The 14,148-nt window shown below is 35.6% G+C and carries 15 protein-coding genes; 14 read left to right on the top strand and 1 reads right to left on the bottom strand.

Annotation, left to right across the window (positions count from 1 at the left end):
* Positions 1-164 precede the first annotated feature (164 nt).
* Positions 165-1,370 (bottom strand): MFS transporter, encoded by a 1,206-nt coding sequence (locus tag TA89_RS16570; protein ID WP_040214979.1) that lies wholly within the window; start codon positions 1,368-1,370, stop codon positions 165-167.
* A gap of 130 nt (positions 1,371-1,500) precedes the next feature.
* On the opposite strand from TA89_RS16570, the gene TA89_RS16575 reads away from it, so the two are divergent.
* The 14 genes from TA89_RS16575 to TA89_RS16640 all read left to right on the top strand — a co-directional run bounded on the left by TA89_RS16575 (position 1,501) and on the right by TA89_RS16640 (position 14,140).
* Positions 1,501-2,265 carry a GntR family transcriptional regulator gene (locus tag TA89_RS16575; RefSeq protein ID WP_052447582.1) on the top strand — a complete coding sequence of 255 codons (765 nt, stop codon included), beginning with the start codon at positions 1,501-1,503 and terminating at the stop codon, positions 2,263-2,265.
* Positions 2,252-2,986 carry an amidohydrolase family protein gene (locus TA89_RS16580; RefSeq protein ID WP_040214980.1) on the top strand — a complete coding sequence of 245 codons (735 nt, stop codon included), beginning with the start codon at positions 2,252-2,254 and terminating at the stop codon, positions 2,984-2,986. Before TA89_RS16575 ends, TA89_RS16580 begins: the two co-directional genes overlap by 14 nt.
* 80 nt (positions 2,987-3,066) lie before the next feature.
* Complete coding sequence (locus TA89_RS16585) at positions 3,067-3,555, top strand: PTS sugar transporter subunit IIB (protein ID WP_040214983.1); 489 nt, start codon at positions 3,067-3,069, stop codon at positions 3,553-3,555.
* Between the two features lie 20 nt (positions 3,556-3,575).
* Positions 3,576-4,328, top strand: coding sequence for a PTS mannose/fructose/sorbose/N-acetylgalactosamine transporter subunit IIC (locus tag TA89_RS16590; protein WP_040214985.1), 753 nt, complete (start codon positions 3,576-3,578; stop codon positions 4,326-4,328).
* Positions 4,329-4,342: 14 nt separating this feature from the next.
* On the top strand, positions 4,343-5,176 hold the full coding sequence (locus TA89_RS16595) for a PTS system mannose/fructose/sorbose family transporter subunit IID (protein WP_040214987.1): 834 nt from the start codon (positions 4,343-4,345) through the stop codon (positions 5,174-5,176).
* Between the two features lie 29 nt (positions 5,177-5,205).
* Positions 5,206-5,931, top strand: a complete 726-nt coding sequence (locus TA89_RS16600) for an amidohydrolase family protein (protein WP_040214989.1) — start codon at positions 5,206-5,208, stop codon at positions 5,929-5,931.
* Between the two features lie 45 nt (positions 5,932-5,976).
* Positions 5,977-6,942, top strand: coding sequence for an IF-2B domain-containing protein (locus tag TA89_RS16605; protein WP_040214991.1), 966 nt, complete (start codon positions 5,977-5,979; stop codon positions 6,940-6,942).
* Entirely contained in the window at positions 6,935-7,744 is an 810-nt protein-coding gene (locus TA89_RS16610; protein WP_147590166.1) for a BtpA/SgcQ family protein, read from the top strand. Before TA89_RS16605 ends, TA89_RS16610 begins: the two co-directional genes overlap by 8 nt.
* Positions 7,737-8,138 carry a PTS sugar transporter subunit IIA gene (locus TA89_RS16615; protein ID WP_040214993.1) on the top strand — a complete coding sequence of 134 codons (402 nt, stop codon included), beginning with the start codon at positions 7,737-7,739 and terminating at the stop codon, positions 8,136-8,138. The genes TA89_RS16610 and TA89_RS16615 overlap by 8 nt, the downstream gene beginning before the upstream one ends.
* A gap of 320 nt (positions 8,139-8,458) precedes the next feature.
* Positions 8,459-9,649 carry an MFS transporter gene (locus TA89_RS16620; RefSeq protein WP_052447583.1) on the top strand — a complete coding sequence of 397 codons (1,191 nt, stop codon included), beginning with the start codon at positions 8,459-8,461 and terminating at the stop codon, positions 9,647-9,649.
* 411 nt (positions 9,650-10,060) lie between these two features.
* A complete protein-coding gene (locus TA89_RS16625) occupies positions 10,061-11,308 on the top strand; it encodes a sugar ABC transporter substrate-binding protein (RefSeq protein ID WP_040214995.1) in 1,248 nt (415 codons plus the stop codon).
* Positions 11,309-11,396: 88 nt separating this feature from the next.
* Positions 11,397-12,296, top strand: a complete 900-nt coding sequence (locus TA89_RS16630; protein ID WP_040214998.1) for a carbohydrate ABC transporter permease — start codon at positions 11,397-11,399, stop codon at positions 12,294-12,296.
* A gap of 19 nt (positions 12,297-12,315) precedes the next feature.
* Positions 12,316-13,140, top strand: coding sequence for a carbohydrate ABC transporter permease (locus TA89_RS16635; protein WP_040215000.1), 825 nt, complete (start codon positions 12,316-12,318; stop codon positions 13,138-13,140).
* Positions 13,141-13,162: 22 nt separating this feature from the next.
* Positions 13,163-14,140, top strand: coding sequence for a LacI family DNA-binding transcriptional regulator (locus TA89_RS16640; RefSeq protein ID WP_040215003.1), 978 nt, complete (start codon positions 13,163-13,165; stop codon positions 14,138-14,140).
* Positions 14,141-14,148 lie beyond the last annotated feature (8 nt).

Here is a 14,148-nt window from a genome sequence, read left to right on the forward strand (position 1 = left end):
GATTGGGATAGGCTATAGTGATAAGCATTTTTAGGCATGAAGTTCTCTTGTAGGACTTCATGCCTTTATTACAACCTGATAATTACTGCAGAAAACAGCATCTGCAGTAATTTTTATTTTTTCTGGTGATTATCTGCTTTATTCATAACCTAACTGTTATCCATTTATCCTTTATAGCTTGGACTCCCTGCCTTCTTATAACTCTTGGGACCTTCTTCATTTCTATAAGGAAGGGATATGGCAAATATTATGAAAAAGCATATTATTGCAATTATAAAGGGCAGTTTGTAATAGAAGCTGTAGGTAATGCCTGCAACAACTCCACCTATAATCCATCCCAGAGATTTCATGGTGTTGTAAAACCCAAGTACATTGAAGCTGTTGTCCTTGCTGGTGGTGAGCATAGCCTGGATTAATGGCACATGTAGGGCGTTGAAGGCAACGAATATAAAGTTAAATAGCATAAACAAAACTACATTATCGAATAAAATCGCAAGAATAAGATTTACTGCGCATCCTAAGAATATGTATATAAGGCTTTTTCTGATTATCCCCTTCTTTTCTATATAAATACATATAGTTGAGTTTACAGCCATGGTTATTGCTCCTATTATAGACTTTATTAAGCCATTGGAGGAGGGCTTAAAGTCAAATATATCTTTAATATAATAATTAAAGGTTTGATCATAAGCAGTGGCTGCAATGGTAGAAATTAAAGCAAGGGTTAAGGTAAATACTAAGGATTTACTTATAGATATATTTTTAGAGAGAAAAAAAGCGGGATTGCTTTGGTTAATCATTTCTCTGCAGCGGATTTTAGGACAGGTATCTCTTTTTATGCCTATTATATTAAATGCTACCCCTGCTGCAATCAATGTTATTATTTGAAGATAAAAAGAATATTTAATATCAGAGTTCCCTGCAAAGCCTCCTATAAGATAGCCAAAGGCTGCTGTAATTGCAGTTATACTGGCAAAAAGTGTAATATTCTGAGCTCTGCTTTCCTTTGGTGATATCCTAACTATATAGTTTAATGAAGATACGTTAATTCCTGCGATGAAGCAGCCTCCTATTGATCTTGCGATTATAATATCTAATTCACTGACAGATTTTAAAAACATAAACTGAGAAAAGGAGTATAATATGCAGCATATCATAAAAATAAAGCCTTCATTCCTTTTGTTTGACATATATCCCCAGAATTGGCTGAAAAGAAAACTGGTTAAAGCCATGGAAGCAAAGGCTATACCAAACATATAGCTATTTAAATTCAGTGACTTTATTAAAGTAGGAGTTACAGGATGGGCAAAATTAAATGCTAATCCTTGAATTGCTAAGATAATAAAAAAGTTACGTTCTTTTCTTGACATAATAAACCTCACATCCTGTTATAACAACCATTTAAATGAAATCGTTGTATCATAAACTTGTTATATTAAGAAAAATGTATTGACAAACTTATTATAACAAGTTATGATAAAAATGCAAGGGGTGTTAAAAATGAATGATTTTAAAGTTAACAAAGATAGTTCAGTGCCGATGCATCATCAATTATACAAGTATATAAAAGAATGCATTGAGAAAAATATCTTTAAAGAAGGAGAAGCGCTTCCTTCTGAAAACGAAATGATAAAGCTTTATGAAATTTCACGGGTTACAGTTCGAAGAGCTATAGCAGATTTAGAGCATGACGGATATGTAATGAAAAGAAAAGGTTCAGGCACCATAGTTCAGCATATAAAAAAACAGAGGGAATTATCTACCTTTGCAAGCTTCAGCGGTGATGCAAAAGTTAAAGGTGACAGCCCCGGATCTATTATATTAAAGCTGGAGATAATGGAACCTACTGTTAAGGTAGCTGCCAAGCTTCAGATACCTAGTACCTCAAAGGTTTATTTTTTAAAACGTTTAAGATTGCTTAACGGAAGACTCATCGGAGTTAACGAAACATATATTAGAAGCGATTTGGGTTTTCAAATACAGAATGATGATTTTGATGCAACAACAAGCTTATATGAGTACCTGGAGAACCACGGCATAGAGCTTGGCAGTGCAGATGAATCCATAGAAGCAAAAATGATATCGCCGGAAGTAAAAAAAGAGTTATTCTTAGATGAAAATCAACCGGTGGTCTATAAAGAACGTGTTACCTATGATTGTGACCTGAGGCCCATTGAATTTAGTGAAAACACTTACGTAGCTGACAGCTTTAAATATAATGTTCATATTGTAAATGTAAGAGGTGATAAAAATGAAAAGATATGATTTTCACTCCCATTTAGGAAAGACCAGATCCGGTGATGGAAACAGCGCACATCAGATGGTGAAAGAGTTAAAGGCCTTTGGGATTGAGAAGGTAGGAATAGTAAGCTTATCCGCTGACAGCATGATAGCAAACAATGATATCATCTATGCTGCTATGAAGGAGTATCCGGATTTTGTTGAAGGCTATGCGGATATCGATCCAAAGGATCCTCATGCAATGGACGAAATTCATCGTACTTTAGGAGAAATGAAGATGAATGGAGTTAAATTCATGAGCTGGAAGCATGGATATAATGTTGAAAACTGCCCACAGCTGGATCAGGTTATAGACGAGATATCCAAATACGGGGTTCACATACAGATCCATGGAGGAGCAAGTCCCTTGTGTACTCCAATTGTATGGTTAAAATATGCTAAAAGATATCCTGATACAAATTTTGTTTTCACACATATATGTGGAAGAGAATTTGGTTCAACATGCATAGAAGCTGTTAAAAACATAGAAAACTTCTATGTGGAAACAAGCGCTAATATGGAATACGATATCTTACTAAAAGCAAAAGAGGTGCTGGGAAGCAAGAAAATACTTTTTGGAACAGACTGGCCCTATAAACCTACAAATATCGAAATAGAAAAATTATATCATTTAGGCTTTACTGAAGCAGAACTAGAGGATGTATTTTATAAAAACGCAGAAAAGTTGTGGCAAAGACGCTTATAAAGAATCCTCAGATCTTCTTAAAGAAGGCATGAGGATTCTTTAATATAGAATAAATGTAATTTTAAAAGGAGGACGAGAATTTGAAAGTAACACACGTAAGAATTGATGACAGACTGATTCACGGACAGATAGTAACAGCTTGGATTGCAGCATCCAAGGCTAAAAACATCATAGTTGCTGATGATCGTGCAGCAAAAGACTCTATGCAGCAGATGGTATTGAAGCTTACAGTGCCTGCAGGAATTAATTTAATCATTAAATCTATTGAGGACACAGTTAAATTCCTGGAAACAGATGCAACTGAGGAAAATGCTCTGCTCATAGTAAGAAATGCAGCGTCAGCGCTAGCCTTATTTAATGGGGGATTTAAGGTTTCATCTTTAAATGTCGGCAACATAAGCAACAGTCAATCAACTACAGGAAGAAAACGTTTATTGCCATTCATTTATGTTGAAGATGCAGATGTTCAGAATTTAAGAGCTATTGCAGCCATGGGAATTTCTCTGGATGTAAGAGCTGTACCTAATGATAAGAGCATTGATGGGCTTGAATTAATTAAAAACTTATAAGAAGAGGGGAAAAGATCAGAATGGAAGGATTATTATTTAAAGCAATATTAGTAGCAATATTTACATGGATCACTTTCTTTGACAAATATTGTACTCAGTTCTTTACCTATCGTCCTATTGTAGTAGGACCTATTGTGGGATTATTAATGGGAAATCTTCAGATCGGCCTGGAGGTAGGATGTATCATAGAGCTTATGTTCTTAGGACAGGTGTTTGTAGGTACAGCACTTCCACCGGAGGAAACCTTCTCAACTATTTTAGCATCAGCCTTCGCATGTATTTCTGGTTCAACGGAAATAGCACTGGCAACTGCACTGCCATTAGCAATTTTAGGCCAGATGGGTATGTATTTCCGTAATATGGTATTATGCGTTTGGACACAAAATAGATTAGAAAGAGCAGCAGCAAAAGGAGACCGTAAAGGAATCTGGATGAACTGCCTGATACTGCCAAACCTATTCAATTTAGTATTATTTGCAGTACCTGTATTCCTTGGACTTTACTTTGGAGCTGACGTGGTACAAGCTATTATAAATTCTATTCCTAAAGTTATTATTGATGGTTTAGCTGTAGGTGGTAAGATGATAGGAGCTGTAGGTCTTGCAATCCTTATTAAGTCAATCAATGTTAAGAACATATGGCAGTATTTCCTTGTAGGCTTCTTCTTCTCAAGCTTCTTAAACATAAACCCTATCGGTATAACATTAATCGCAGTAATTTGTGTAGCTATGGCATTTTACAATGAAACCAGATCAGAAGCAGCCAGCGTATAAGGAGGAGAGCTAAAATGAGTGAAAAAAATGATTTAAGAAGGCTGAGCAAAAAAGATCTTCTAAAAATGTACATTTATTCTCAAGCGTTTGTAAGCGGATTTAACTATTCAAAACAGGAGGCTCCCGGTTTTACCTTTTCAATGATTCCTGTTGTTGAAAAAGTATACGATAATGAGCCGGAAAAAATAGAAGCATATAAAAGACACACAGAATTATTTTTAACCGAGGCGAGATTGTCTCACTTTGTACTTGGTATAACAGCAGCCATGGAGGAAAGAAATGCTGTAGATAAGGACATAGATCCTATTTCCATAAATGCTATTAAGGCTGCATTAATGGGACCTTTAGCAGGTATTGGAGACTCACTGTATCACGGAACTTTAAGACCTATAATGGCAGGTTTGGCTGTATCTTTAGTAATTGGAAGTAACTATACAAGCATGGTTGGACCAGTATTATTCTTATTAGTAATGGCAGTAGTTGGTCAGCTTTTGAGATACTTCGGTATTATGAAGGGTTATCAAAAAGGGGTTGAATTAGTAGAAAAAATCCAATCCGGCGGATTACTTCAGAAGATGACAAGACTTGCCAGCATCGCTGCATATGTAGTTATCGGTGGATTCGTTTATAAGTTCGTTACTATCAAAATACCTTTTGCATACACCGCAGGTGAGACTACCGTTGCTATACAAAGCGTATTGGATGGAATGATACCGGGCTTACTACCATTACTGTATACATTGTTAATGCTATATTTAATGGATAAAAAGAAAATGTCTCCAGTGGTATTAATGCTTGTTACAATGCTGGTTGGAGTTGTAGGATTCGCAGTAGGATTCTTAGGATAATAAATAATAAGAAAGTTGGTTAGGTACATATGGTTATTGATTATCACTGTCATTTGCCTTGGGACAGAGAAAAAGATGAATATTTAGTAGAACAGCTTATAGCTGACATGGATAAAAATAATATAGATATCAGAATGATCTCAGCAATAGACGGCTACTCAATCAAAGAACAAAATGATGCGATGATTTCTGCAGTAAAAAAATATCCTGACAAACTAATAGGCTGTGCAGTAATAAATCCTAAAGAAAGGGATTGTATTGAAGAACTGCATAGAGTAATAGAATCAGGCTGTATAAAAGCGATAGAGCTGGACTCACTTGTACATAACTACTATCCTGAAACAGAACCGTTAATAGACAATATATTAGATATTGCAGAAAAACACAATCTTTTGGTTAATGTGTTCACCGGCTGGGGTCCCAGGACAATGCCTGCTCAATGGGCCTTCTATGCAGAAAGGCATCCTGGTATTAAGATGGTACTTTTGCATATGGGAACCACCGATTTTGGATATGGCTGCGTAGAGCTTGTACCTCAACATGATAATTTGTATGTTGAAACCAGCTGTATGTATGAGTTTCCTATCCTTAGAAAGGCATTTGCCAATATAGATCACTCTAAATTTATATTCGGTACACACTATCCTCATAAGATTACCAAATGCTCTTTAGAGACATTTGATTTATTGAATCTATCACAAGAGTTTAGACAGCAGTTATTTAGTGATAACGCAAAGGAAATTCTAGGTATTTAATATTTGGGGAGTCTTAAGGGCTCCCCCTAAAATTATGGAGGAATTATGGAAAAAGAAGTAGTAAGATCCCTGCTTCCTGAAAGTGTCCAAAGTAAATTTGATGATATTACTTTGAGCAGAGTATTGGGAGCAAACAAGCAAATAAAACTAATGGGAGAAATGATTATAGCAATTGCAGATGATCCTTCAAATACAAAGGATGAAATTGTAAGAAAAACAAAGGCTGTAGCGGAATTCTTTAAATCAACAAGAGGGCAGAACAGCAGAGCAATCTATAATGCATTGAATATCTATATTTTAAACATAGATACTTTATTAAAGCTTGAGGAGGAGGAAGCAAGAAAAACCCTTAAGCAGACAATCCTTTCTTATGAAAAGGAATCAGAAAAAAATACAAATAAACTCATCCAATATACTGTGAGCATGTGTGAAAACATGGATACCATCATGATTTTCGATTATTCAAGCACAGTAAATCAGCTTTTAAAGGATTTAAAGCATCAGCTGACTGTATACATACCTGAAAGCAGAGCTTTAAACGGTGGTAAGCCCTTTGTAAAGGATGCTTTAAAAGCAGGACATAAGGTTAGATTCATTCCTGATACCACACTGATGCATTATTTAAAAGAGTGCCAGGCTGCATTTATGGGAGCTGAAACCATTTATCCAGATGGAACGGTGTTTAATACCATAGGATCTGATTTGGTTGCCGTTGCCTGCAAGTATTTAAATATTCCTTTTTATGCATTAACCCCGCTGATTAAGGTGGATGTAAGACCTGTATATGGCTATAAGAGGCTATCTCCAATGCCTTATGATTATTCAGCACGTTTGGCAGCAGATTGGGATGAAGAGACAAAATCAAAGATTGATTTCAGCGGTATTAAATTAGTATCAATAACTCCGGATTTAATTACTGCAATTATCTGTGAGGAAGGAATTATACCTGCAGAATCAATGTTTGAAACAGCAATAAAATATAATAGAAAGTTGGAAGATCAAAATGGCTGATAAGATGAATTTTCCGGTAGCACTGGCCATGATACAGCCTGAACCCGCTCCCGGAAGTTATAAAAACAATGGACAAAGTATAGATGAAATAATAGAAGCATCAAAAGCAGAGGTTAAAATGCTTAAAGAAAACGGATTTGACGGATACATCATCCAAAACAGAAATGATGCTCCAATTCAGCAGATAGCAAATCCTGAAACCATTTCTTATATGACAAAGCTTGCAGTTGAACTTAAGCGGGAATATCCAGATATGATTCAAGGTATCCTTATAAACTGGGATGGAGTAGCAAGCTTGGCGGTTGCAGATGCGGCAAATTCCGATTTTATCAGAGTAGAACATACCTATACCGGATGTGAGGTAGGTTATGCAGGTTTGATGAAGGCTCAGTGTGTAGATATTTTGAACTTTAAGAAGAGGATAGGGTCTAAAGTTCCTATTTATGCAGATGTTCAGGAAATACATTATGAGCAGCTCTGCGGTAAATCCATCGTTGACAATGCATGGGATACAGTGATGAATGCCTTTGCAGATGGTTTATTTGTTGGAGGACATAGTGCTGAGGAAAGCATTGAGATCATCAAAGCGGTTAGGAAAAAAATAGGAAACGGCATTCCAATCTTCTTAAGCAGCGGAGCAACCGGTGAAAACATAGACAAAATACTTCAGTATTTTGATGGAGTAAGTGTAGGAACATGGGTGAAAAATGGTAACATGAGAAATCCTATTGATCCTGAAAGAGCTAAAATATTTATGGAGGGCGTACACAGAGCCAGAAAGTTGAGGGGTAATAATGATTAATATTATTATAGTAGGTCATGGAAATTTCGGTCCCGGTTTACACAGTGCTCTTCGTCTCTTAAACGGAGACAGTGAAGGTGTAACAAGCTTAGCTTTCTCAGCAGGAGAATCCTTCGAGAAGCTTTGTGAAAAAATCAATGCTGAAGTTAGCAAAAATGGTGATTCAGAAACTATTATCCTCACTGATATCCCTGGAGGCTCACCTTTTAAGGCAGCAGCTATGGCAGCTTTCGGAAACCACAATGTAAAAGCAATAACAGGTACTAACTTCCCTTTACTCCTTGAATTAGAATTAGGGAAAGCCTTTGCAGAGGATGCAGAATCTCTGATTAATTCAGCACTTAATAATGCAAAGGAAACAATGTATCAAGTACAGCTAAATCCTGCACATTAAAATAAAATTAATAATAATTAAAGGTAAAGGACGCTCATCTCGTCCTTTATTTTTATAAGTTTTTTGAATAATAGAAACTTTGAAAGAGCTTATATCAACAGTCCCTTCTTTTAAGCTTATCTTACTTCATTGAAGTATTAAATTTTATCCATATAGATATGATAGATTACGATAAATAGAATGATTTAAAGATTTAATTCCAATATATTGATTATAAGGAATAAAATATATGATATTATTAATTTATCAGCTTAATAGATGCTTATAACTATGTAATATAAGCGTAATCAAAGATGTAAAACTAGAAAGGCGGGATTCATTTGAAAAAACAAATAACATTAAAATATGCAATCCTTCAGGGTAATTACTGGATGATTTTTTGTTCTGTGGTAGTTTATGCATCGGTTTTTCTGCTTTCAAAAGAATTTTCCGCCAGTGAAATAGGTATCCTTATAGCGTGGGCAAATGTTTTTTCTGTGGTACTTCAGCCTGTAATAGCAGACTTTGCAGATAAATCCAAAAAAATAACCCTTCAGAAATTATCTGCTTTAATAGCAGCAGGGGGATTAGTTCCTCTTGTTATTTTACTTTTTATACCCAATGTAAAGGTTGCTGTGGCAGGTTTGTTTGCTATAGTAATCACCGCTGCAGGAGTTTTAATGCCTCTTATAAATAGTATAAGCGTATATTATGAAAATAAAGGATATAATGTAAACTATGGACTTGCTAGGGGTATAGGATCTCTTTCCTTTGCAGTGCTTTCATATATACTTGGCTACCTTATAAAGATAAAGGGAGAAAATATAGTTTTAATTGCTGCCTTAACTTTATATGCTCTTATTATTTTAGTTCTTATAATGTTTAAGATGAATACAGGAGAAGAGGCTCACGAAAATAATGAAAATATCTCCTCCAACAAAGGAAAGAATTTTTTTAGGCAATATAAAAGATTTACCCTTATGCTTATTGGTGTGGTTTGCCTTTTTGCCTTTCATAACATGATAAATACATATCTTGTACAGATAATGGCTCACGTAGGAGGAGACAGTGAGGATATGGGAAAGTCCATAGCTATTGCTGCCATGTGTGAGCTTCCTGCTATGTTTTTGTTTTCCAAAGTTGTAAGAAAGATTAGTGCAGATAGGCTTCTGAAGATTTCTGGTGTATTTTTTACTATAAAATCTGTGGCTTTTTATTTTGCCGGAAGCGTGATGATGATACATGTAAGCCAGCTTCTTCAGGCCTTATCCTTTGCCCTTTATATCCCTGCTTCAGTGTACTACGCCAATGAGGTAATGAAGGAGGAGCATAAAATTAAAGGACAGGCTCTTTTAACTGCGGCCCTTACAGCAGGAGGAGTGGTAGGTAATCTTTTAGGAGGCTATATTATAGATTACAGAGGAGTATCTATGATGCTTTTGTGGTGCATTTTATTTTCTGTGAGCGGGATGTTTATATTTTTTGTGACCGCAGAGGGAGAACCTAGAGCAGAGGTCGGAAGTCAGAAGTGAGAGGTGAGATGGGAGAGAGCAGAAATGAGGGGTCAGAGGTCAGATGTCGGAAGGGAGAGAAAATAATTGAGAATTATGGATGAGAGGGCATTTAATATGTCCTCTTTATTTATTTCAGCTGAAGAGGAAAATTAATTTTAAGGTGAATTTTATTTCCCATGAAGAAAGGTGGATTTTAATGAAAATGATGAAACGTTTCGGTTGAATGTATTGTAATTAATAGATACAAAATATAATTAAATATATTTAATCAAGTTTCTGTATACTAATAAAATAACAAATGTAAACATTTACTGAACATATAAGTAAGTTTATTGAAAGCTGAAAATCCATATGGTAATATAACCCTATTAAAAGGAATAAACTGCTTTTTTAGTGAAACGTTTCTATAAAATTTAAGGAGGGTCTTTCATGAAAAATAAAATAACTAAACTGCTGCCGATTTTTTTAGCTGGTGCTGTTTTCCTTGGTGGATGTAGTTCTAATACGGGTAAAAAGGGAGGAGCAGCTTCCGGAGACAAAACCATTACAGTATGGGCAATGGGTACTGAAGGAGAATTATTGGACAAGCTAACTCCTGACTTTGAAAAGTCAAATCCAGGTATGAAGGTTGATGTTCAGGCGATACCTTGGGATCAAGCTCATGATAAGCTTTTAACTGCTGTTGCTTCAGGCAGTGGGCCTGATGTAGTTCAAATGGGAACTTCTTGGGTTACAGAATTTGCTGATGCTGGTGTACTTATGGATTTAACTGATTTAACTAAAGAATATAAAAACTTAAACCCTGATAATTTCTTCGAAAGTTCAATTAAAACAGGATATTACAATGATACATATGTGGGTGTACCTTGGTATGTGGAAACTAGGGTGTTATTTTATAGAACAGATTTACTGGCGGAAGCTGGATATCCTGAAGGACCAAAGACCTGGAAAGAGTTAGAAGAAGCTGCAAAAAAGCTTTCTGATTCCGGTAAAAATAAATATGGAATACTTTTGGATACTAAGGATCAGATGTTTTCTTTAATTTTTGCATGGCAAAATGGTGCAGAACCTCTTTCTAAGGATAATAAGCCTCAGTTTAATTCTTCTAAATACGTAGAGGCTGTAGACTTTGCTACAGGACTTATAAAAGATGGATATGCTCCTGCACAGAGCGATTATGATGCTATTCAGGGATTTAAAGATGGTACTTTTCCAATGTTTATAGGTGGACCTTGGATGATAAACAGTATAAATAAAACTGCTGCAGATTTAGAAGGAAAGTGGAAAGTTAAGGTGCTTCCAGGAAATACAGCTAATACTTCTTATGTAGGAGGTTCTAATCTTTCTATATTTAAATCCACTGATAATGCTAAAGAGGCAGCTGCTTATATTAATTATCTGACAGAAGTTTCTACACAAATGAAATGGCTGGAAACAGCTAATACACTGCCTTCAAGAACTGAGGCCTGGGAACAGGAAGCTTTAAAGAACAATGAGTTGCTTGCACCTTTTGGAGAACAGATGAAGGATTCTAAGTCAGCTCCTGCTATTACTTCTTGGGAAAGTATAGCACAAGAACTCATTTCTGCAATGGAGAAGATTACTGTGACTGGAGCAGATGTAAAAAGTGAGATGGATCAGGTAAATAAAAAAGCGGAAGAACTTTTAAAACAGTAATTTATGCTAAAGTCAGGGAGGCAGAGGGATTTATACCTTAACCCAATGTACTCCCTATACTGCTATGGGATTCTATGAGGTGGTAATAATGAAAAGCTTTTTAAAAAAATTAAATAAGTATAAGTATCCATATTTATTTCTGGCACCTACTATTATTTTACTATTTGTGTTTTCTATTATTCCAATTTTATTAGCATTAGGGATAAGCTTTACAGATATGAATTTAAAGGGCTTGGCTGACTATTCAAATATAGACTTTGTAGGAATAAAAAATTATCTTAAGCTTTTTAATGATAAATCTTTTTTACAGGCATTGTATAACACGGCTTTTTATGTGGTTGTAGGAGTGCCGCTTGTTATAGTATTTTCACTTGGAATAGCAATTCTGCTGAATTATGGTACAAATTTTTTGTTTAGATTTGCCAGAATGCTTTATTATGCTCCTGCAATAACTAATATTGTTGCTGTTGCAGTTATTTGGGGATATTTATATAACAATAGTTATGGACTTTTGAATCAAGTATTAGGATTTTTCGGAGTACCATCGATTCCCTGGCTGCTGAACTCAAAGTGGGCAAAGCTTTCCTTGATTATTTTAGCTGTATGGAAGGCTATAGGAATGAATATGCTTATATTTCTTGCTGCCCTCAAGGGAATACCAAAGTCTTATTATGAAGCAGCAGAAATAGATGGAGCCAACGGATGGCAGAAGCTCATATCCATCACGATACCTCTGCTGAGTTTTTCTGTATTTTTTGTAACTATAACCACGTTAATAGGATGGATACAGTTTTTCGAAGAGCCTATGGTAATGACAAAGGGAGGACCATTAAATTCTACCTTATCCCTGGCGCTTCTCATTTATCAGAATGGATTTAAAAACAGTAATTTTGGATATGCAGCAGCGGGATCCTTTGTACTTTTTGCAATCATCATGATTGCAACAGCTGTACAGTTTAAGACTAAGAAAAAAACTGTAGAATACTAAGGAAAGGGAAAGAAAATGAATGAAAAGAGAAGGAAAATCTATTAAAAAAGCCATTCTCATAGCATTACTCTTGACTGGCGGGATAATTATGGTATGGCCGTTTCTATGGATGATTTTAACCTCATTTAAAACGGAAGCAGAGGCTATGAAAATACCTATAACTTTATTTCCCGAGAATGCCACTGTGGAAAATTATGTAACACTATTTACTAAAATGAAATTTCTTACATACTTAAAAAATACTATGATAATTGTCGTATTCTCCTTTATTGGTCTCTTTATGAATGCCCTGGCTGGATATGCCTTTGCAAAATATGAATTTCCCTTTAAGAAAGGGCTTTTTGTTATAGTACTGGCAACGATGATGATACCATCTCAGATAACAATGATACCGATTTATTTGATTTTAAATATTTTGGGTTTAACAAACACAATGACAGGAATAGTGCTCCCCGGTCTGGTGGGAGCCTTCGGTATATTTTTGTTTAGACAATTTATGGAGAGTATACCTTCAGAGCTTATTGAAGCTTTTCGTATAGATGGTGCAGGTGAATTCAGAACCTTTTTTCAGCTAATTCTGCCTGTTTCAAAGTCATTTTTTGCAGTACAGGGAATAATGACCTTTATAGGGGCATGGAACAGCTTTCTTTGGCCGTTAATTATTGCAAATGATGAAAGATACTATACTCTTTCTGTGGGATTATCCTTATTAAAGGGACAGAATAGTTCGGATTTTGCACTGCAGATGGCAGGAGCAGCTGTTATGGTTGTTCCTATACTTATAATATTTTCCATATTCCAGAAACAAATTATGGAGGGAATAACTATAACGGGAATGAAATAATCAGAAAAAACGGGGGATTATAATGAGTACAATAAAAGATGTTGCAAAACTAGCGGGAGTATCAATATCAACAGTATCTTATGTATTAAATAATAAAGGGGCTATAAGCAGAGAAACAAAGGTTAAAGTATTAGAAGCTGTTAAAGAACTGGATTACAGACCTAATGGACATGCAAGGAACCTAAAGACTAAAAAGAGTAAAATAATAGCTCTTGTACTATATGATTTCGACAGCTTGGTATATAAAGATATTCTGAGAGGTATGAGGGATGTAGCTAAGGCTCAGGGATATGAGGTGATTATAATTGAGAGCGGTAACGGTAAAGATGCAGTTTCAAGAATACTGTCTCAGTCTCTTGTTGATGGAGCTATTATTTTATCTGCCAGTATTGAGGATAAAATGATTGCTGACTTAGCGTCGGATAATTTCCCAATCGTGGTATTAGACAGAAATTTACCTAATGAATATGTTTCCTGTGTTCTTATTGATAATGTAAGGGGAGCTTATCAGGCTGTAGAGCATATGAATAGAAAGGGATTTAAAAGAGTGGGTATTATTACGGGGCCAAAAGATACCTATGACAGTATTAAGCGGCTTGAAGGCTTTAAGAAGGCAGTTAAGGAGCTGGATCTTGAAAATAATCCTTCATGGAACAGCTGCGGTAACTTTCTTGAAGATGGGGGATATAGTGCTATGCTAAGGCTTTTAGAAAGCGGTAATCACGCAGATGCATATTTTTGTGCCAATGATGAAATGGCAATTGGTGCTATAAAGGCCTGCAGAGATAAAGGTTTATCTGTCCCTCAAGATATTGGAATAATAGGCTTCGATGATATCATTATCTGTGAATATATAAGTCCGCAAATTACTACTTTAAGGCGTCCATCCTATGAATCAGGAATGATTGCTGCCAATAATTTAATTCATAGTCTAAAGGGAGAAACTACCAGCAATAAGGTGATTCTAAGTCCTGAGCTTATAATTCGTGAGAGCTGTTAGTATCCCTG

This window comes from Clostridium polynesiense, assembly GCF_000820705.1.
Taxonomy (GTDB): Bacteria; Bacillota; Clostridia; order Clostridiales; family Clostridiaceae; genus Clostridium_AA; species Clostridium_AA polynesiense.